General features: G+C 71.3%; 18 protein-coding genes, 7 tRNA genes and 1 pseudogene. 17 read left to right on the forward strand and 9 right to left on the reverse strand.

What is annotated here, in order from left to right:
• Positions 1-60: 60 nt before the first annotated feature.
• Positions 61-333 (reverse strand): hypothetical protein, encoded by a 273-nt coding sequence (locus tag ACZ6QQ_RS18155; protein ID WP_465877531.1) that lies wholly within the window; start codon positions 331-333, stop codon positions 61-63.
• Positions 330-671, reverse strand: coding sequence for a hypothetical protein (locus tag ACZ6QQ_RS18160; RefSeq protein WP_465877532.1), 342 nt, complete (start codon positions 669-671; stop codon positions 330-332). Before ACZ6QQ_RS18160 ends, ACZ6QQ_RS18155 begins: the two co-directional genes overlap by 4 nt.
• A gap of 164 nt (positions 672-835) precedes the next feature.
• Here ACZ6QQ_RS18160 and ACZ6QQ_RS18165 point away from each other — a divergent pair, with 164 nt between their 5' ends.
• Both ACZ6QQ_RS18165 and ACZ6QQ_RS18170 read left to right on the forward strand, forming a co-directional pair.
• A complete protein-coding gene (locus tag ACZ6QQ_RS18165; RefSeq protein WP_465877534.1) occupies positions 836-1,747 on the forward strand; it encodes a ParA family protein in 912 nt (303 codons plus the stop codon).
• A gap of 31 nt (positions 1,748-1,778) precedes the next feature.
• Complete coding sequence (locus tag ACZ6QQ_RS18170) at positions 1,779-2,225, forward strand: hypothetical protein (protein ID WP_465877535.1); 447 nt, start codon at positions 1,779-1,781, stop codon at positions 2,223-2,225.
• Between the two features lie 18 nt (positions 2,226-2,243).
• Here the strand turns inward: ACZ6QQ_RS18170 and ACZ6QQ_RS18175 are convergent, their stop codons facing one another.
• The 3 genes from ACZ6QQ_RS18175 to ACZ6QQ_RS18185 all read right to left on the reverse strand — a co-directional run bounded on the left by ACZ6QQ_RS18175 (position 2,244) and on the right by ACZ6QQ_RS18185 (position 6,292).
• The gene (locus ACZ6QQ_RS18175; RefSeq protein ID WP_465877536.1) at positions 2,244-4,370 is read right to left on the reverse strand and encodes a HelD family protein; all 2,127 of its coding nucleotides are present in this window, start codon (positions 4,368-4,370) and stop codon (positions 2,244-2,246) included.
• Positions 4,371-4,478: 108 nt separating this feature from the next.
• A complete protein-coding gene (locus ACZ6QQ_RS18180; RefSeq protein ID WP_465877537.1) occupies positions 4,479-5,495 on the reverse strand; it encodes an NAD(+)/NADH kinase in 1,017 nt (338 codons plus the stop codon).
• A 134-nt stretch (positions 5,496-5,629) separates the two neighbouring features.
• Positions 5,630-6,292: a hypothetical protein gene (locus tag ACZ6QQ_RS18185; RefSeq protein ID WP_465877538.1), complete on the reverse strand. Its 663-nt coding sequence runs from the start codon at positions 6,290-6,292 to the stop codon at positions 5,630-5,632.
• A 135-nt stretch (positions 6,293-6,427) separates the two neighbouring features.
• On the opposite strand from ACZ6QQ_RS18185, the gene ACZ6QQ_RS18190 reads away from it, so the two are divergent.
• Positions 6,428-7,063 (forward strand): class I SAM-dependent methyltransferase family protein, encoded by a 636-nt coding sequence (locus ACZ6QQ_RS18190; protein ID WP_465877539.1) that lies wholly within the window; start codon positions 6,428-6,430, stop codon positions 7,061-7,063.
• Positions 7,064-7,162: 99 nt separating this feature from the next.
• Here ACZ6QQ_RS18190 and ACZ6QQ_RS18195 read toward each other — a convergent pair.
• A pseudogene (locus tag ACZ6QQ_RS18195) lies at positions 7,163-7,342 on the reverse strand (MerR family DNA-binding transcriptional regulator); the annotation flags it as partial.
• 134 nt (positions 7,343-7,476) lie between these two features.
• On the opposite strand from ACZ6QQ_RS18195, the gene ACZ6QQ_RS18200 reads away from it, so the two are divergent.
• Complete coding sequence (locus ACZ6QQ_RS18200; protein WP_465877540.1) at positions 7,477-8,067, forward strand: hypothetical protein; 591 nt, start codon at positions 7,477-7,479, stop codon at positions 8,065-8,067.
• 81 nt (positions 8,068-8,148) lie between these two features.
• Here the strand turns inward: ACZ6QQ_RS18200 and ACZ6QQ_RS18205 are convergent, their stop codons facing one another.
• On the reverse strand, positions 8,149-9,072 hold the full coding sequence (locus tag ACZ6QQ_RS18205) for a DUF72 domain-containing protein (protein WP_465877541.1): 924 nt from the start codon (positions 9,070-9,072) through the stop codon (positions 8,149-8,151).
• A 245-nt stretch (positions 9,073-9,317) separates the two neighbouring features.
• Between ACZ6QQ_RS18205 and ACZ6QQ_RS18210 the strand changes: the two genes are divergently transcribed.
• From ACZ6QQ_RS18210 to ACZ6QQ_RS18225, 4 genes are all read left to right on the forward strand, one after another.
• Positions 9,318-10,547, forward strand: a complete 1,230-nt coding sequence (locus tag ACZ6QQ_RS18210; RefSeq protein ID WP_465877542.1) for a sensor histidine kinase — start codon at positions 9,318-9,320, stop codon at positions 10,545-10,547.
• The gene (locus ACZ6QQ_RS18215) at positions 10,537-11,790 is read left to right on the forward strand and encodes a hypothetical protein (protein WP_465877543.1); all 1,254 of its coding nucleotides are present in this window, start codon (positions 10,537-10,539) and stop codon (positions 11,788-11,790) included. Before ACZ6QQ_RS18210 ends, ACZ6QQ_RS18215 begins: the two co-directional genes overlap by 11 nt.
• Positions 11,760-12,482, forward strand: coding sequence for a response regulator (locus ACZ6QQ_RS18220; RefSeq protein WP_465877544.1), 723 nt, complete (start codon positions 11,760-11,762; stop codon positions 12,480-12,482). The genes ACZ6QQ_RS18215 and ACZ6QQ_RS18220 overlap by 31 nt, the downstream gene beginning before the upstream one ends.
• Positions 12,483-12,557: 75 nt before the next feature.
• Complete coding sequence (locus ACZ6QQ_RS18225) at positions 12,558-13,391, forward strand: hypothetical protein (protein WP_465877545.1); 834 nt, start codon at positions 12,558-12,560, stop codon at positions 13,389-13,391.
• Positions 13,392-13,437: 46 nt separating this feature from the next.
• On the opposite strand, the gene ACZ6QQ_RS18230 is transcribed toward ACZ6QQ_RS18225, so the two are convergent.
• Positions 13,438-15,012, reverse strand: a complete 1,575-nt coding sequence (locus ACZ6QQ_RS18230) for an alkaline phosphatase D family protein (RefSeq protein WP_465877546.1) — start codon at positions 15,010-15,012, stop codon at positions 13,438-13,440.
• A 251-nt stretch (positions 15,013-15,263) separates the two neighbouring features.
• Between ACZ6QQ_RS18230 and ACZ6QQ_RS18235 the strand changes: the two genes are divergently transcribed.
• The 8 genes from ACZ6QQ_RS18235 (at position 15,264) to ACZ6QQ_RS18270 (ending at position 17,612) form a co-directional block, all read left to right on the forward strand.
• Positions 15,264-15,737: a LamG-like jellyroll fold domain-containing protein gene (locus ACZ6QQ_RS18235; RefSeq protein WP_465877547.1), complete on the forward strand. Its 474-nt coding sequence runs from the start codon at positions 15,264-15,266 to the stop codon at positions 15,735-15,737.
• A gap of 458 nt (positions 15,738-16,195) precedes the next feature.
• Positions 16,196-16,269: transfer RNA gene (locus ACZ6QQ_RS18240), tRNA-Trp, on the forward strand.
• A 102-nt stretch (positions 16,270-16,371) separates the two neighbouring features.
• Positions 16,372-16,446, forward strand: a tRNA-Leu gene (locus tag ACZ6QQ_RS18245).
• A 41-nt stretch (positions 16,447-16,487) separates the two neighbouring features.
• Positions 16,488-16,560, forward strand: a tRNA-Leu gene (locus ACZ6QQ_RS18250).
• 13 nt (positions 16,561-16,573) lie between these two features.
• Positions 16,574-16,646, forward strand: a tRNA-Ala gene (locus ACZ6QQ_RS18255).
• A 4-nt stretch (positions 16,647-16,650) separates the two neighbouring features.
• Positions 16,651-16,723, forward strand: a tRNA-Arg gene (locus tag ACZ6QQ_RS18260).
• A 5-nt stretch (positions 16,724-16,728) separates the two neighbouring features.
• A tRNA-Pro gene (locus ACZ6QQ_RS18265) sits at positions 16,729-16,805 on the forward strand.
• A gap of 57 nt (positions 16,806-16,862) precedes the next feature.
• On the forward strand, positions 16,863-17,612 hold the full coding sequence (locus ACZ6QQ_RS18270; RefSeq protein ID WP_465877548.1) for a DUF7873 family protein: 750 nt from the start codon (positions 16,863-16,865) through the stop codon (positions 17,610-17,612).
• 425 nt (positions 17,613-18,037) lie between these two features.
• On the opposite strand, the gene ACZ6QQ_RS18275 is transcribed toward ACZ6QQ_RS18270, so the two are convergent.
• Positions 18,038-18,535, reverse strand: a complete 498-nt coding sequence (locus tag ACZ6QQ_RS18275; RefSeq protein WP_465877549.1) for a CAP family protein — start codon at positions 18,533-18,535, stop codon at positions 18,038-18,040.
• A gap of 327 nt (positions 18,536-18,862) precedes the next feature.
• Between ACZ6QQ_RS18275 and ACZ6QQ_RS18280 the strand changes: the two genes are divergently transcribed.
• A tRNA-Cys gene (locus tag ACZ6QQ_RS18280) sits at positions 18,863-18,933 on the forward strand.
• Positions 18,934-19,072 lie beyond the last annotated feature (139 nt).

The following is a 19,072-nucleotide window of genomic DNA, read 5'->3' on the forward strand; positions in this document are numbered from 1 at the left end:
ACGATGTACGAGAGAACTGCGTTAGTGCCGCTGCCAGTTGCCACCCGGTCCGGGGCAGGTTCAGAGGAACGCGGACAGAGCGCACGACACCAGGAAAGTGAGCACAGCGGCGCCGATGCGTAGCCACGGAACGTCCTCGGTCCGGGCGAGACCGACGGAGATACTGGCGGCGAAGCCGACGGCCAGGACGACGGAGATGGCGACGCTGAGGGCGCGGTCGCCGGGGTCACTGAGGGACCACCAGACCATGGTTCCGGTCAGTGCGGCGGCGAGCGACAGCCCGGTGAGCCCTGCGAGCGGAACGGCGATACGCCAACGGGTCCAGGCACTCACCTTCCGTCCCGGTCCCTACCGTCGTGCTCGCGAGCGGCCGCCTCAACGTCTGATTCCGCCGCGTCCGTGTCCCTGAGCTGCTGCGCCGTACGCTCGATGTTCTCGCGTTCCTGCGGCGACAGGCGCCGCTGCGCGTCGATGGCGTCGGTCATCGCCGCGCCGAGAGCTTGGCCGTGCCACGAGTGGGCGACCGCGTTGCGCAGGGTGGCCTCCCCGTTCAGCACCGTGCGCGCCAGCGCGCCCAGCGGCTCGTTCTGCCCGTGGGTCGCGGCCAGTTTGGCGAGGACCGCGCGCGCGAGGGGGTGTTGGCCGAGGTCGTCCGGAAGCGAGCTGGTCATGACCGCCCTCTCAGTCTGTCTCCCCTGTGACGCCGACAGTGCGTAGCACACCGTAACCACGGGTCCTCAATGCGTCAATGCGGACCGGGACGGTCGGACGGGCCCGCACATGGCATGCTGCCTCGCATGCGTACACCCGCGAAATCGGCGCGACGGTGTCCACAGTGACCGTGGTGTCGGTCATCAACTACAAGGGCGGCGTCGGCAAGACCACGCTGACCGCGAACCTCGGCGCCGAGCTGGCCGCCCGTGGGCAGAAGGTGCTGCTGATCGACCTCGATCCGCAGGCGAGCCTGACCTTCTCCTTCTACAAGCCGGGCGACTGGGAACGCGACCTCGCCGACGAACACACCATCCTGCAATGGTTCGGCTCGGTGCTGGAGACCACGCCGACCCGGCCGCTGTGGCAGTACATTCTCACTCCGCCGCAGGTCAACGCCGTGATCGCGCAGTACGGCACCGGTCGGCTCGACCTGGTCGCCTCGCACCTCGACCTCGTCGACGTCGACCTCGACTTCGCCTCCCTGCTCGGCGGGTCCCGGTTCCAGCACGGCAGTCCCAGGTTCCTGGAACTGCACCGCGCCCTGTCCGACGCGCTGCGGGACCCGAAGTTCCAGGAGTACGACCTCGTCCTGCTCGACTGTGCGCCGAACTTCACGATGGTGACCCGGACCGGCATCGTGGCCAGCGACCACATCCTCATCCCGGCGAAGGCGGACTGGCTTTCCACCCTCGGCATCGACTACCTGCGCAGGAAGGTGTCCGAGCTGGTCCGCGACTTCAACCGGGTGGCGTTCGACGGAGCCGCGCAGATCAGCCCCAACTTCCTCGGTGTGGTCTTCAATATGATCCAGTACGGTAACAACGGTCCGATCGTGGCCTCGCGGAACTTCCTCGCGCTGATCGACAGCCTCGAACTGCCCGTGTTCAACCAGATGGTGCGCGAGAACAAGACCCTGTTCGGCCCGGCCGGCGAAAGCGGCATCCCGGCGGTGCTCGTACCCAACGCGAATGCCACCATCCAGTACGAACTCCAGCAGCTCGCCAGCGAACTGCTCGCGAGGATCCGTACCTGAGCGTCGCCCGTATCCGCAGCTAGGAGTAGACGTGACCAGCCCGGCCGACCTGACCCACGATGTCCTGCTGCGGGTGGCGGAGTTCATTCGTACGCTGCCCGCCGACCAGCTCGCCGCCCTGGCCGCCGGACGGGCACATCTCCAGCTCGCCGGGCAGCCCACGGCCACCCCACCCGTACGAACCCCGCGCGGCCGGGCGGCGGCAAAGACGAGCACGGCCGCCAGCGGCGCGGCACCCGTCTCGGCCGAGAAGGTACGGGCCGACCTGCTCTCGATCGGCGACCGGGCCGCCGCCACCCGCTATCTGGACGACCTGAAGCTCAAGGTGACCGAGCTGCGGACGCTGGCCCGGGAGTTGAACATCGCGGTGTCGAGCCGGGCCACCAAACCGGCGATCCTGGCCGAGATCGTGCAGTGGACCGTCGGGCGACGACTCGACTCGGCCGCGATCAGCCGACCCGCACCGGCTCGCGGCTGACGCAACGGCCGTCAGCCGTCAACCATCGGCGCGCAACTGCCGGGCCAGCTCGGCGAGCACCTCGTCCCAGTACGGTTCCGGGGCGGCGCCGCGTACCTGTCCGGCGAGGTGTTCGGCGAGGCGACGTACCTCTCGGGTGGTGAAGCCGGCGGCCCGGTCGGTGCCGTCACCACCCGGACCGCGACGGACCGGGGCGGTCAGCGGCAGTGGCTCGCCGACGCAGACCAGGTCGAGGTGGCCGGTGGTCCGGGTGAGCGCCACGTAGAGCAGCCGGTGGCCCCGGTCGTCGCTGGCGACGATCTCCTCCGGTTCGACCACGACCACCGCGTCGAACTCCAGCCCCTTCGCCTCCCGGGGACTGACCAGGTTGATCGAGCCGCCGAGTTCACCCCGCTCGGCGCTCTGCCAGCGCACACCGTTCGCGGCCAGGGCCGCCTCGACCTCGCGGCGGCAGCGGGCCGGGCAGACGATGCCGACGAACCGGCCGGCTTCGGCGTGCTCGGCGGCGACCGCGACGACCCGACCGGCCCGCTCGGTCAGCCCCACCCGGTGCACCACCGGCTGCGCGGGCCCGTCCCGGACCACCTCCGGGCCGGTCACGCCGGGCGCGGCCACCGGCAACAGCCGGGCCGCCATCTCGTACGCCGGGCGCGGCACCCGGTAGCCGTAGCGCAGGGCGGTGACGGTCACCGGGTGCCGGGTCGGCAGGTGTCGGGTGACCTCGTCCCAGCTGTCCCGGGCCCACTCGCCGGTCGACTGGGCGATGTCACCGACCAGCGTGTACGAGCCGTCGCCGGCACGCCGGCCGACCGCCCGCAGCTGCATCGGCGACAGGTCCTGTGCCTCGTCGACGACCACGTGCGCGTACTGCCGCCCGGGGCCGTTCACCAGGTGGTCAACCTCGTCGAGCAGGGCGAGGTCGGCGTCCGACCAGACCTCCTGCGACAGCCGGTCGGCGCCGCGCCGGAAGAGCAGGGCCAGTTCGTCGGCGGTGAAGTCGGCCCCGGCGGCGACCCGCAACCGGTTCCGGGAGCCGAACAGGTCGCGGAGGAAGGCCGGGGCGGACTGCTGCGGCCAGAGCCGTTCGACCAGGTTCGCGACGGCCGGGGCGGTCGCCGGTGAGCCGCCGGCGCGGTCGGCGACGAGCTGCCCGAGCCGGTCCCGGAACAGTTGGCGGCGCTCGACGTACGGCAGCTCCGCCGCCCGGCAGGCGGCCAGCGCCTCGGCGATCTCGGCGCCGGGCAGGGTGACGAACCGCCCGTCGAGCAGGAGCCGCTCGGCCGGTTCCGGTACTCCGATCCGCCCCTCCAACGCCCGAGCGAGCAGTACGGCCATCCGGGCCTCGCCCTTCATCCGGCCCAGTTCGGCCGGCTCGACCCGCCCCCTCGGTACCACCGGGGCCAGCCGGCCGAGGTCGCGCAGCTCCACCTCGGTCTCGCCGAGCGCGGGCAGCACGGTGCCGATGTACCGGACGAAGGTCGGGTGTGGCCCGACAACGAGGACGTCGGCGGCGGTGAGGGTGCCGGCGTGGTGGTGCAGCAGCCAGGAGACCCGGTGCAGCGCCACCGCGGTCTTGCCGGTGCCGGGCCCGCCCTCGATCACCAGCAGTTGGTCGAGCGGTGCCCGGATCAGCTCGTACTGGGCGGCCTGGATCGTGGCCACGATCTCGCGCATCTCGCCGGTCCGGCCACGGGCCAGTTCGTCGAGCAGGTGCTGGTCGACGGCGGCGGCGATCTCGGCGAGGAGCAGGTCGGTGAAGTCGCGGATGGTGTTGTCGACGCAGTCGAAGGTACGGCGACGGCGCACGCCGCGTGGTTCCCGGTGACTCGCCTCGAAGTAGCGGGCGGCGGCCGGCGCCTGCCAGTTGACCACCAGGATCTCGGCGTTCTCGTCCCGGATCAGGCTCCGCCCCAGGTAGAGCACTTCACCGGACTCGTCGTCGAGTCGCCCGAACGCGACCGCCCCGTCGGCCGGTCCGATCGCCCGTCGGGCGGCGTCGGCGTGCCGGTGCAGGTGCGCGGCGGCACCGGGATGGGCGGCGGCACCGGGCAGGTCACCCAGCTCGCCGATCCGGCGAGCCCGGTGTTTCGCTGCGGCGTCGAAGTATGCCTGCTCGATCGCGATCTCAGTCGATCTGGAGTGCACGCCGGCTCCCGCCCGGTCAGCCGGTCCCCGACCGGTTGGACCGGCTCACCGTACCGGGGAGGCGGGGCGCCGGGACATCGACGGATCAGCCGATGACCGGCTGGCCCGTCAGCGCTGTTCGACGACGTTGACCGGCTCGGTGTCGGCGATCGCGGCGGGGGCACCGGCGAGGGAGAACTTCTCCCGCAGTCGGGAGTAGAAGTGCGACGAGTGCAGCCGGACCAGCCTGGCCGGCTGCGCCGCCGGCTGCACGGTCACCCAGTCACCCGGGTTCAGCACCCCCCGCAGCTGCCCGTCGACGCTGACCGCCACCGCGCCCGAGTGGTCGAGTACGCGTACCGACACCGCCTCGTCGGCGGCGACCACCATGCTGCGGTTGAAGACCATGTGCGCGGCGACCGGGGTCAGCACCAGCGCCCGCAGCCGGGGCGACAGGATCGGGCCACCGGCGGCGAAACTGTACGCGGTCGACCCGGTCGGGCTCGCCACCACCAACGCGTCCGCCGAGTACGACGTGAACAGGCTCTCGTCGAGGTACACCCCGAGACTCGCCTGCCGGTCCCGGGCCAGCTTCTCGAAGACGATGTCGTTGAGCGCGGTCACGTCCAGCGCCACCCCGGCCCGGTTGATCGGCTCCTCCGCCTGGCGCAGCGGCGGCGGGGGCAGCAGCGGGCCGCGCCCGTACCGGAGCAGGTCCTGCATGCCCTCCGGGATCTCCAGCGGCCGGGAGGCGCAGAGCGTCAGCATCAGCCGCTCGTCCATGTGCACGTGCCCGGAGAAGAACGCGTCGAGGGCGGCGTCGATCTCGGTCGGGTCGACCTCGGTCAGGAAGCCCACCCGGCCGACGTTGATGCCGAGCACCGGTACGCCGTCCTCGGCCGCGATCCGGGCGCCGCGCAGGAACGTACCGTCGCCGCCGACCGTGACGACGAGCGCCGGGTGACCGGCGGCCTCGGCCTCGTCCACCGCGTTGAGCCGGTGACAGTGCCCCCAGTCCTGGCCCCAGACGTCGATGTCACTGACCGTGATGCCGTGCGCGGTCGCCCAGCGGCGCACCGCGTCGGCCGCCTCGACCGCCGCCTCCCGGCCGGTGTGCACCACCAGGCCGATCCGTTCACGCGTCATGATCTCGTCTCTCCTCCGTCCCGGGGGACCCGACCCGCGCGCGACGGCCGTCGCCGGACCCCGCGCAACGGGTCAAGTTGCAGCTTACGGACCACCCCGAGGCCCGTACGCGGACGGTGAGCGAACCGGCCCGGCTAGTCGGGCACCTCGGGCGAGATGGTGACACCCTGGTCGGCGCAGGCGCGTTGCAGCGCCTCCAGGCGCACGGACAGTTGCGGCAGGTAACGCAGCGCGTTCGCCTCACCGTTCGGCTGCTGCGACACCTCCCACACCAGGTCCATCACTCCGGTGCCGTTCTCCCGGAGGGCCCGGATGTCGGAGTCGGCGAACTGGTCCCGCAGCTCGCGGTACTCGTCCTGACTCAGCTCGGGCCGGGGCTGCCCGGTCGACAGGTCCGCCAACGACCGGCACGCCGTGATCCCGCTGTCCTCCCGCAGGCCGTCCCAGACGGCGAGCCCACCGAGCACGAGCACGAACAACGCGAGCAGACCCGCCCCGGCGACGGCGGCCAGCTTCGCCCGGTTGCCCCGCTGCGGCGGCTGCCCCGCCACCCCGTACGGAAGCGGTTCCGCAGCGGGATATGTCGGCGCCGCGCCCTGGTCACCGTACTGGTACGGCTGCGCCGCGCCCTGGTCGCCGGGTGGGTACGACGCCGGCGGGGCCGGCTGCTGCGGGTACGACGCCTGCGGGGCCGGCTCGCCGTACGGCGGCTGTCCGGTCTGCGCGACGGTGGTCGGTTGCGGGTCCGGCTGGGTGGACGACTGCGGCTGGGACGCCGGGCCGTGCGGGTCGGTCATCTGTCTCCCCAGTTCTCGGTCATTTCTCTCCCCAGGTCGTCGAGTCCGTGACGGCGCTGAGTCGAGGGTGCCACACCCCTGTCCGTCGTCCACGATGATGGGGGTGAATCGGGCCTTGAGACGGGAGTCGGTGGCATGGGACGCGACTGGGTGGCGTGGCACGAGGAGTACGAGCAGCCGGGGTCGTCACTGTGGCACCGGCTCCGACTGGTGCAGGACCAGTTGCGCCAAGCGCTCGCGGGTGCCCGACCGGGACCGTTGCGGCTGGTCAGCGCATGTGCCGGCGAGGGAAGGGACGTGCTCGGGGTGCTCCACGACCATCCACGTCGGACGGACGTACGGGCCCGGCTGGTCGAGTGGGATCCGGTGAACGCGCGGACGGCCCGGAACACGGCGCGGGCGGCGGGACTGGACGGGCAGGTCGAGGTGGTCGAGGTCGACGCGGGGGCGGCGGGGTCCTACCTGGGTGCCGTACCGGCCGACATCGTGCTGATGTGTGGTGTGTTCGGCAACGTCTCCGACGCGGATGTCCAGGCGACCGTGGCGGCATTGCCCCAGCTCTGCGCCCCGGACGCGTACGTGATCTGGACCCGGCACCGCCGGAGCCCGGACCTGACCCCGAGCGTGCGCGAGTGGTTCGCCGACTCCGGCTTCCGTGAGCTGGCCTTCGCCGCCCCCACCGACCACACCCTCAGCGTGGGCCTGCACCAGCTGACCACCGCACCCACCCCCCTCACCCCCTCCGCCCACTACTTCACCTTCATCCGCTAAGCCCACCCCACCCCCACCCCACCCCCTCCCCTCCCCCCTCCCACTCCTCGCCGATCTAGGGCGAATACGCGTTAGTTGATCTCTAACCACACGTATTTGCCCTAGATCGCGGAGGAAAGCGGGGAGGGCGGGGAGGGCGCGGAGGTGGGGGTGGGGGGTTGGTTGGTAGCCGCTGGTGGCGTCCACGACGGCCGGGCGCAGCAGTCCGATCGCGTCGTAGTGACGCAGCATGCGGACCGATACCCGGCCGACCCTGGCGAAGTCTCCGATACTGAACATGATCCGTCCCACCGTGGTCCCTGACACGGTGTCAGGGTCAACCCACACGCTGGGCGCGGCGCCGCCGGTCGGCCGCCGGCGGTCGGGTCGGAAAAAGCTGGTGGTACGACTGGTCGGGGCGTACAACTGCTGTCATGGAGACGGTCGATCCCGCCCCGGTGTGGCTGCTCGACATCGACGGCGTGGTCAACGCGATCAGCCGCAGGCCGGACCGGAACGTGTGGCCACGGGACCAGTGGGTGACCGGTACGGCCAGCTCCGCCGGGGTCGACTGGCCGATCCTCGCCGCCCGGCCGGTGATCGACTTCATCCGTGACGTACACGAGTCGGGGCGGGCCGAGGTCCGCTGGCACACGACCTGGCAGCAGGACGCCCGGAACCTGGCCCGGATGCTGCGGTTGCCGAGGTTCGAGACGCAGGACTCCCCCGAGTTCGGCGAGCGGGAGCAGGCGCTCGCCGGTGCCGCTCCGGTCGCCGTCGGCCGGGGCTGGTGGAAGTACCCGGCCGCCGAGCGGGTGGTGCGCGACGAGGGCCGGGCGCTGGTCTGGACCGACGACGACGCGACCTGGGAGCTGCGCGCCCACGACAACGGCAACGAGCTGTCCCGGCTCGCGCCGACGCTGATCGTCTCCCCGGAGTCCCACCTCGGGCTGACCCCGAAGCACCTGCGCAACATCGACGCGTTCCTGTCCATCCAGGCTCCCCGCCCGCGCCTTCGGGACTGATCGCGGGGCCGACCGCCGGAGCCATCGCCCGCAGCCATCGCCCGGAGCCGACTGCCGGAGCCGGCCGGCGGCGGGGTGCGGTCAGGAACCGACCGGTGACAGGGTCAGCCGGTCGGTTCCCGGCCGGTGGCCGTCGCGGCGCAGCAGTGCCGCCAGCCGGGTCGCGTCGCGCTGGGCCTGGTCACCACAGCAGTTGTTCATCAGCACGTGCAGTTCGTCGGTCTCGCGGGCGAACTCACGCAGCCGGTCGGCCCACCGGGACAGTTCGCCGTCGGCGTACGCGTACCGGAACTTCTCCTGCTTGTCGCGGCTGCCCCAGGCCGGGCTGTGGCCGTGGAACCGGACCACCGCCGGGTTCGCGGTGGCGATCAGGACCGGCGGTACGGAGGACGCGTGCCCCTGCGGCATGTCCACACAGACCATCGACAGGTCGTTGCGGGCCAGGAAGCCGACGGTGTAGCGGGCGTTGTCGCCGTCGAGCCAGGATCCGTGGCGGAACTCGACCGCGACCCGCAGTGGCCGGCACCGCTGCGCGGCCTCGATGATCCGCCGCTTGGCCGCCTCCCCGTAACCGAGCCACGGCGGGAACTGGAGCAGCACCACGCCGAGTTTGCCGGCGGCGTCGATCGGTTCGAGGACCGCCCGGAACCTCTCCCACAGCTGCTCGTACGTCGGCTCGGGCAGGTCGCGGCGGCGTACCCGGCCGTCCGGGTCTCCGGTGGGACGCAGGTCCCGGGGCAGCGCCGAGATGGCGGTGGGATGGCCGGTGAAGAGGCTGAACGCCTTGACGTTGAACCGGAACCCCGGCGGTGTGCGGTCGACCCAGGCGGAGGCGGTCTCCACCGACGGCAGCGCGTAGTAGGTGGTATCCACCTCGACCAGGTCGAACCGGTCCGCGTAGTAGGCCAGCCGGCCCGCCGGGGTGTTGACCTCCCGGGGGTACCAGCCCGAGGCCAGCAGCAGCCGGTCCGCCCACGACGATGTGCCCACCCGAATGTCGCTCATGCCCTGTTGCTTTCTCCATCCCGCGTGGACTGAAACCGGTCGCCGCGCTCGACGGGCGCTATGGTCGACAAATCATGGGCGCCGACGGCCGTGCGGTCCCCAACTCGTCCGACGGCTGACTCGCCCGCCTCGGTACGACCGCGCTGCTCCGGAACTGATCGGGCCATTCGTGCTATTCTCCCCCGTCGATATGCCGGACGTCCGGCCAGTGAACGAACCAGCCGCCGGGAGGGCAGGAGTTGACATTGGTCAGCAGCCTCGACACGGCGCCGGCCCTCGGGAACGACGAGGATCGGCCGGCCAGTGCCGCGCTGAACCAGGTCTTCGCGATCTTCCCCGCGCTGCTCCGGCTGACCTGCGGGCTCGCCGGAGCGGCCGTGGCCCTGGCCGTACGGACCCCGCCGGTCTCCACCGGGCTGCTGGTCGTCACGGTCGTGCTGCTGACCGGCTGGTCCCTGCTGTTCAGCGCGTCGACGCTGCGGCGCGGGCTGAGCGCCGGTCTCATCTACGTCGACCTGGGCCTGACCATCGGCTGCTGCCTGCTGATCAACCGCCTGGTCGCCGCCGAGGTGCTGCCCGGTGAGGGGAGCTGGCTGGCGATCCTCGCCAGCACGTCGATCATCGTCGCCCACTTCGGGCTGCCCGCCTCCCGCTCCGTCCCCGCCGGACTGGTCGTCACCGCCGCGTACGCGTACGGGGCGCATCTCGCCGGCAGCGACACCGAGGCGGTGTCGCACGGGGTGACCCTGCTGGTGCAGACCGTCCTCGGCGCCGGGCTGGCCGCGCTGACCCGGCGCAGCAGCCGCGCGGCCGACGAGGCGTTCGCCGACTACCAGCGCGCCTCCCGCGAGGTGCTGATCGCCCGGGCCGCCCGCGCGGCGGAACGCCGACACAACCGCGACCTGCACGACACCGTCCTGTCCACACTCACCGTCGTCGGGCTCGGCGGGGTCGCCGCCGGCTCCCCGCTGCTGCGCGTACGGGCCGCCGCCGACCTGCGTACGCTCGCCGAGCTGGCCTCGTCCCGCAGCCGGACACTGCCGACGGGGCCCGACCCGGACGGGCCGGTGGCCCTCGACGAGCGGCTCCTGGCGGTCCTGGACCGCACCCCCGAACTGGCCCCGACGGTGGACCTGCAACCCTGCGCGGTGCCGCCGGACATCGCCGACGCCCTCGCCGAGAGTGCCACCGAGGCACTGTCGAACGTGGCCCGGCACGCCCCCGGCGCCACCGTCTCGGTACGACTCACCGCCGGGGCCGGCGACCGGACCGGCGCCGTCCCCGGCGACCCGGCGGTCACGGTCGAGGTGGCCGACGACGGGCCGGGCTTCGACCCGCTGGCCGTCCCGCTGCACCGGTTCGGCCTGCGCGAGTCGGTCCACGGCCGGATGGCGTCGATCGGCGGGCGGGCCGAGGTCGACTCCGCACCCGGTCGCGGCACCCGGGTGCGGCTGGAGTGGCCGGATGCGCGCTGAGCCCCGGCACCCCGCCACCCTTTCCCCACAAGCCACCGCCGGCCCGTGGACCGGGCGGGCGAGCACCGCCGGCCCGTGGACCACCACCGCCCGACAGACCGGCGAGGATCGTGGGCCGGATGCCGTCACAGCGCAGGACGTCGTCGCCGGGGTCGCCGACACCGCCGACCGGGGCAGCCGGATCGCCGCCGTCCTGATCGCCTTCGGCTGGCACCTGGTGGTCAACGTGCCGGCCGTGCTGGGCAACTGGTCGGCGTACCGGTCGCCGTGGATCGTCGCCGCCGGTTGGCTGGCCTTCGTCGCGGTCGGCGTGATCTCCGCCGCCCACCTGCTGCGCGGCCGAGCGTCACCCACCTGGCGGCTGATCGGGGTACTGCTGCTGGTCGAGACGGTGGTGGTCGTCAACACCCCGGCCGAACTGCTCTTCCTGCCGGCGAACTGGGGCTGGGGAACCCTCGGCTGGTTCGTCGTGCTCGTGCTCTGGGGGCGGCCGGTCACCGCGCTGGTGGCGGTCTTCGCCGTCGAGGCAGCCATCGCGCTGGTCGCGGTCGTCGGCTACGGCGCCGCCGACGCCGCCGGGCTCAGCCGGTACGCGATGTACACCTACGGAACCGCGACCCTGCCGATCGCGTTCAGTGTCGCGGCCAGCGTGCTGCGTACCCTGGCCGCCCGTACCGCGGGCACGGCGGCCGCCCGCGCCGCCCTGGAGGCCGAACGGATCGCGGCACAGCGGGCCCGGGCCGACCGGCAGGAGCGGCTCGCCCTGGTCAGCCGGACCGCCGGGGCGTTGTTGGCGGAACTGGCCGACGGCTCCGCCGACCCGACCGATCCGGCGGTGCAGCGGCGCTGCGCACTGGAGGCGGCCCGGCTGCGCCGGCTGATCGCGGAATCCGACGACGTGCCCGATCCGCTGCTGCACGAGCTGCGTGCCGCCGTGGACATCGCTGAACGAAACGGGCTCCCGGTCGAGCTGATCGCCGTTGGTACGCTGCCGGCGTTGCCCGTACACGTTCGCCGCGGGCTGGCCGACCCACTCACCGCGACCCTCGCCTCCGCCCGTCAGTGGGCCCGGCTGACCGTGGTCGCGCAGCCGGAAGAGGTGGTGGTCAGCGTGGTCACCCCCGACGTCGCGGCGGACCCGAGCGGTCCGCCCACCCCCGACGCCCACGACAACGAAGTCGAGTACGTCTACGAACGGGATGGGGATCAGGTATGGGCGCAGACCCGGTGGCGGGCCCCGTGAACGACCACGAACAGCGCTTCACCGTCGCCATCGTCGACGACCACCCGGTCGTGGTGGAGGGGGTACGTTCCTGGCTCGCCCAGGAACCACGGCTGACCGTGGTCGCGACCGGTGAGGATCCCGACGTGGTGCTCGGCGACGACCAGCCGACCGCCGACGTGATCATGCTGGACCTGCGGCTGCACGGGCACCTGGTCCTCGACAAGGTCGCCGAACTCGGCGCCGCCGGCCGCCGGGTGGTGGTCTACTCCGAACACACCGAGGCGGACATCATCCTGGCCGTGCTCGACGCCGGGGCGGTGGCCTTCCTGGCCAAGCACGAGGGGCGCGAACACTGCGTCGCCACGGTGCTCGCCGCCGCCAGCGACCGGGGCTACGTGCCGCCCGCGCTCGCCGGTGCGATCGTCGGCGACCGACGGTCGGACCGGCCCGTCCTGTCCGAGAAGGAGCGGGAGGCGTTGCTGCTCTGGTTCCAGTCGATGTCGAAGGCGTCGGTGGCCCGGCGGATGAACATCAGCGAGCACACGGTGAAGCAGTACGTCGACCGGGCCCGGATCAAGTACGCCCGCGCCGGCCGACCGGCGGCCACCAAGGCGGCGTTGCTCGCCCGAGCGATCGAGGACGGACTCGTACGGGCGGAGGAGATCGGCGACTACCGGTCGTACGCCTCGCCCGATCAGCCGACCCCCTAACAGCTGTCATGACGCCGGTCACAGCTTCGGCGAACCTGGACATAAGGAAGTTCGTCCACAGGAGGCCCTTCGCCGATGAGCGACGACGCATCCCCGTACTTCGTCCGACCGCACCGGTTCGACCAGAGCGACCACGACGACCGAGGCTACCCGCAGCTCGACCGGCACCACCGGGTGCTGCTCGACCCGGGTGAGCACACCCTGTGGCGCGGCCGGGTCGAGGTGGCCGGATACCTGCTCGGCCCGTCGCTGGGCAACGGCACCCTGCACTGGTCGCTGCTCCGGCCGGCGGACGTCACGGTCACCGACCGGCGGTTGGCGTTCGTCTGCGAGAACTGGGACTTCGAGCGGGTCGGGTCGCCCGGCGAGGCCCACACCGGCCGCCCCCGGCACCGCCGCCGGCCCGAACACGTCGGCAGCCGGATCGTCACCGGGCAGATCCGCTGGCAGTGGCCGGGCCGGCTGCACCTGCTGCCGGCCGGCGGCCCGGCGGGCAACCGGCCGGAACGGCTGCTGCTGGTCTGCGACAGTCTGCGGACCATCCGTCAGCCCGGTCTGGCGCTCGGTGCCGGCGACCTCGGTGCGCCGGGTGCGACCCGGGAGCTGATCCACCTCGTCCGCCGGTCGATCGCCCAGTTCCGGCTCGCCCACCCCGGCACGCCCGAGCTGTCCGCACAGGAACGACAGACCCTTGCCGTACGGGCCGAGGCGGAGCCGATCGCCGAGGAGCTCGCCGACCCGCGGCGGGGTATCGCTCTTCCCGGGGGGCTGGTCGTCGAGTTCACCCATCGCGACGACTATCACCGCCGGTCCGCGCGGGGCTCCTTGTCCGCGCGCCGGACGTCGCAGGCCGGCACTGCCGGCAGTGCCGGCCTGCGGCGTTCCAGGCACCCCGGCTCGGCCTCCTGACGAGACGCGGAGCCGATCCGACCGGGGCGGACGGGTGCCCCTCGGCTCAGGCGGTGGTGTCCGCCTGTACGCCCGGCCGTCCGCTCTCGACCACGAAGCTGGCGTGGGTGCTCACCGGTGCGCCGGGCGTCGTCACGTACGGCACGACCCGGTAGTCGCTGCGCCACTCGTCCCGCTCGACGGTGCAGCGCACGTACCCGCGCCGCTGGTTGTAGTACTTCATGTGCGGGTTCGAGGCGAGCCACTCGGTGCCCCGGGCGTCCATGTCGGCGCCGTCGGCCCCGGAGGTGATCGAGGTGCCGAGGAACTCGACCCCGACGGTGCGCGAGTTCGGGTCGTCGAAGTTCTGCTTGAGGTCGGCGACCATGCTGCAGTGGGCGTCGCCGGTGACCACCACCATGTTGTCGATCCGGCGCTGGGCGACCCGGTCGAAGATCCGCTGCCGGGCCGGCTCGTACCCGTTCCAGTTGTCCATCGGCAGCAGCAGCCCCGGGCCGGGGTCCCGGTCGGCGCGGGCCATCACGGTCTGCTGGGCGAGGATGTTCCAGGTGGCCCGCGACGAGGTCAGGCCGTCGAGCAGCCACTTCTCCTGCTGCGCGCCGAGCATCGACCGGGACGGGTCGAGCGCGTCGTCGCACCCGGTGGACGAGCCGCCGCCGCAGACCTGGTCGTCGCGGTACTGGCGGCCGTCGAGCACGTTGAACTCGGCGAGCTGGCCGTACCGCAGCCGCCGGTAGAGCCGCATGTCGGCGCCGCGCGGCAGCGCACCGCGCCGCAGCGGCAGGTGCTCGTAGTACGCCTGGTAGGCGGCGGCCCGCCGCTGCCGGAAGCTCTCCGGCGACTGGTTGGCGTCCTCGGAGATCTCGTCGGCGTAGTTGTTCTCCACCTCGTGGTCGTCCCAGGTCACCGCCCACGGGAACCGACCGTGCGCGGTCTGGAGGTCCGGGTCGGTCTTGTACTGGGCGTGCCGTACCCGGTAGTCGGCGAGGGAGAAGATCTCCGCCGCCGGCAGGTGGGCCCGGCCGATGGTGCCGGCCGCCGGGCCCTCGTAGATGTAGTCGCCGAGGTGGACGACCAGGTCGAGGTCTTCCTCGGCCAGATGTCGGTACGGGGTGAAGTGGCCGGTCGGGAAGTTCTGGCAGGAGACGAAGGCGAAGGCGAGGCTGCCGGGGCGGGCCCATGCCTCCGGGGCGGTCCGGGTCCGGCCGACCGGGCTGACCTCGTTGCCGGCACGGAACCGGTAGTAGTACTCGCGGTCGGCGCGCAACCCGCTGACCTCGGCGTGTACGGAGTGCCCGAGTTCCGGGGTGGCGAGGTCCAGTCCGCGCCGGACGATGTGCCGGAACCGGCTGTCCTCGGCCACCTCCCACTGCACCGGTACAACCCGGCGGGGCATGCCGCCGAGGCCGTCGGCGGCGAGGGCGTCGGGCGCCAGCCGGGTCCAGAGCACGACTCCGTCGGGCAGCGGGTCGCCGGACGCGACGCCGAGGGTGAACAGGTTGCCGGGAAGCCGGCCGGTGGCCCAGGCGGGGGCGTCCGAGAAGCCGGCCACCGCCGCCGCGAGCCCGATGCCGGCCGCGCCGGTCAGGCCGAGGAATCCGCGTCGATCGAGGTTCTGCATGGAGGTTCTCCCTGGGGCAGACAATCGAAGATCAACACCGATCCTTCGGAGTACGGGTGAGAGCCGGGTTGCCCCACCATGGACAACCGGCGGCCATCCCGGGGACACCAGTCGAGGGCCCCACCACCAAGTCGATCTTCGGATGGTCGCCCGCGCGTGTCCAAACCGGCGTCTTCCACCGCTCATCGCGACCGCCCAGCGTACGAGGGTCAACCACGACCACCCGCATGGAGTGAACATGGCCGACATCGGTGATCGAGACCCTCATCAGGTTGCCCGATCCGTTCGTCGGCGACCACGCCTGGATGGGGATCCTGAGCTGGGAGGGGCGCAGCGGTGACGCCGGCAAGACCACCGGCTGGTCCCCCGACGAGTGCACCTGCAGCCTGAACATCTCCCCCGAGCGGTTCCTCCAGTACGTCGTCTACCCCGACAGGCAGGACGCCGACCCGACCTCCTGGAGCCACGCCCTGCCGGTCGGCCGGTGGATCCACATCGGGGTGGTGAACAACGCCAGGACGACGACCATCTACGTCGACGGCTCGAAGATCGCCCGGAACCCGACCCAGCCGTCGACCGGCATCGCCACCCTCGGCCTGCCGTTCGCGATCGGGGCCACCTCGTCCAACCTGAAATACGGCCAGGGCTTCTACGGTTGGATCGGCGACGTCCGGATCACCGGCCGGGCGCTGCGGCCGCCCGAGTTCCTCACGCCGTTCGAGTGACCCGCGCGGCGTAGTGCCGCCGGCAGGTCGACGTCCCGTACGACACCGACCGCTGTCCGATCGACGTACGCCCACGGGGCGGGGCCACATCCGGTGGCCCCGCCCCCCGACATCGGTCCGGGCGCCCCGCACACCGGACGACGGATATTCCGCGCGTAAATGCGATTGCCACCGGCATGGGTCACGTTTATCTTAGTGAAGCAAGACAAACAGCCGACACAAACCGAACCGGACAGGAGAACCGCCGTGTTGCAGCACGCCTACACCGAGACCTCGCGGCTGACGCCGCGCGGTGGTGTCGCGCTGCTCGCGGGCGGGCGAGCCCTCTACTGGCCCACGAGCGATTGTGGGCAACACCCGGGCAGGCAACGGACGTAGCGCGGAACACTGCGCCTACGCCGCCCTTCCCACCACCTCGGGAACGGGCGGCGTTCTCGTTGTACGGCCACATCATTCCCAGGGGTGTAGCTCAGCCGGCCAGAGCGTCGGTTTCCAAAGCCGAATGTCGCAGGTTCGAATCCTGCCGCCCCTGCAAGCCCCCGGTTCCGGCCGGCGGGAACGATGGTTGAGAACTCCACAGCGGATGGTACAAACGTGCCCGGCCAGCGGTTCACCCCGTTGCTGCCCGGGCCGTGCTCCGGTAGCCCAACCGGCAGGAGGCAGCGCATTCAAAATGCGCACAGTGTGCGTTCGAATCGCACTCGGAGCACGTTCACGCGTACGTCACGCAACACGTGGCGCACGCACCATGCCCGGGTAGCCCAACGGTAGAGGCACTGGTCTTAGGAACCAGTCAGTGGGGGTTCGAATCCCTCGCCGGGTACGCAGCACATTCGGGGCCCGTAGCTCATCCGGTAGAGCGCCTGTTTTGCACACAGGAGGTGGCAGGTTCGACACCTGTCGGGTCCACGATGCCCCTGTAGCTCAGTGGAAAGAGCGCCCGGCTACGAACCGGGAGGTCGGACGTTCAACTCGTCCCAGGGGTGCGTTTCGGGACATGGCCCAGCCTGGTAGGGCGTCTGACCGGGGGTCGGAGGGTCGTCGGTTCGAATCCGGCCGTCCCGACCAGACAAGGGTTCGAGGCCGGTGGCACACTGTCCCGGCCGCTGCTTCGAGAGGAATCGGATGCCCACCCCTAACCAGACGAAGCTCCACCAGGTCAATGCGCTGGTGAAGGGATACAAGCCACAGGCGGCCAGGGCGTTGACCGACGCCTACCACGCCTCGCAGAAGGGTCAGCCGCTCGCCGGCATCTCCCGGCAGTACCAGCCCTTCTCCGACGACGAGCGGGAACAGTTGCCGCCCGAGTCGACCCGGGTGCAGATCAACATGGCCGACGTGCTCACGGAAGCGGCCCACGCCCTGACCCGGCTGTTCGACCTCCAGCTCACCCAGGACGCCAGCAACGCCGTCGCCCGGGCGGACGTTGTGGTGGAGGGCCGGACGATCATCGAGGCCGCTCCCGTCACCTATCTGCTCTTCCTGGAGAAGCAGCTCACCGACTGGCGTACGTTCGTCGACAAGCTGCCCACCCTGGACCCGGCCGAGACGTGGGAGTTGGACAACGACCGGGGCTGCTACCGGTCCGAGCCCGCGCGGACGCTGAAGATGCGCAAGACACCCCGCAACCACGTACGGGCCGAAGCGACCGACAAGCACCCGGCGCAGGTCGACGTGTTCAACGAGGACGTTGCCGTCGGCACCTGGACCACCGTCAAGCTGTCCGGCGCGGTACCGGCCGAGACGGTCAAGGGTCTGCGGCGCCGGGTGGACCAGCTCATCGACGCGGTCAAGCTCGCCCGGGAGGAAGCGAACAGCGTCGAGGCGGTCGACCGCCGGGCCGGCGAGGCCGTGTTCCGGTACCTGCTCGGGTAACCCACAGACACCCCCTGGAGCGGGGGTGGCGCGTCAGCGCCGAGGTTGAGACTGAACGCATCAGACTCACCACGCGGCGGTCCCGGTGGAGGTTCGAGTCCTCCCCCCGGCACCACCTGCCGGGGTAGCCCAACTGGTAGAGGCAGGCCGTCGCCCACCAGGCTGAGATTATCGCTCCAGACTCAGCACCTCACCGATCGCCAGATCGACCGATCACCACCAATCGCCCCCGAGATGCCGGTTCGAGTCCGGTCTGCCGCTCCAAACGTGCGGCGGTAGCTCAATGGCAGAGTGCGGGGACATCAGCATCAGGGGTGGTCTTAAACGCCGCTGGCGTGTGAACGGTGAAGCACCTGGGGGCCCGGCGAAGGGTATCGCCGGGCCTCCGCCAAACAATCCGTTACTTGCGGGCGTGGTGGAGTGACTCAGGCCGTGGGCGGAGGCACATTCGCCTCGTACGCGCCCTGCATGTTGCCGGCCGGGTAGAAGGTCGCCACGATGTAGGTCTCCCACCATTCGGCACCCCTGCCGAACGCTCGACCGAAGCCGACCTTGGCGGTTTCCTTCCACACCAGTTGACTGAAGTGCCCGGTGGCTCCGGGCCCGCTCGACGACGGGTCGGCGAAGTTGTAGTCGGTGATTTCCCCGTACCAGCCCGACGTCGCGGCCTCGGGCCCGGCGGCTTCCTGCGCGGTCGACGCGTGCCAGGAGAGGTTTTCGCCGTATCTCTCGTCGAGGTCGGCGTGGCCGCGTCTCAGTCCCTCCTCGGTCGAGACCAGGCTGGCCCGCGACTTGGCGTAGTCGACCAGCGTGTGGTCGAGCGTCACGGGCGGCACCCCGTGTTTGGCGCGGTACTGGTTGACGCTGGTCAGCATGCCGTCCAGGAAAGCCTGGTCGGTGACCACCGGGAACGCATCGCGCATCTTCCGAATCCCTTCGAGAAAAATGGGCGGTCGCCCGGCGGCCCCATGCGTTGACATCCGGATTACCTGGGCCGCCGTGGCGCGGATCGCGACCGACGAGAGCCGGCCGAACGCAATTACAGCAGCCGCCGCCCGAACTCGCTATGAATGAATGGGGGATGAATGATTTCCTTCCCGTTTTCAGGACTCAGACACAACACCTTTGAGTGGGTTTAGCTGGCGGGACCGCCGAATACTTGTCGGCAATCCGTCATCAATCCGCACCTCACCGCACCGCCGGTCACATTCGGCGCGGTGCTTCACCCTGCCCCGCACCGGGGCAGCCACGGCCGAATGCCCGAGTGGTGAGGGAGCCGCCTGCAAAGCGGTCTACCCGGGTTCGACTCCCGGTTCGGCTTCGGTGCCATCCACTGTGGTGCGACGGTTCTGCGCGTCGGGCCCGCCCCCCCCCCCCCCCCCCCGCGCGGGGACAAAAAAGACAGCACGAGGGAACGGACCTCCGTGCTACCGCCCCCACTCCATCCCCCCCCCCCCCTT

It is taken from the genome of Micromonospora sp. NPDC049529, from assembly GCF_055586685.1.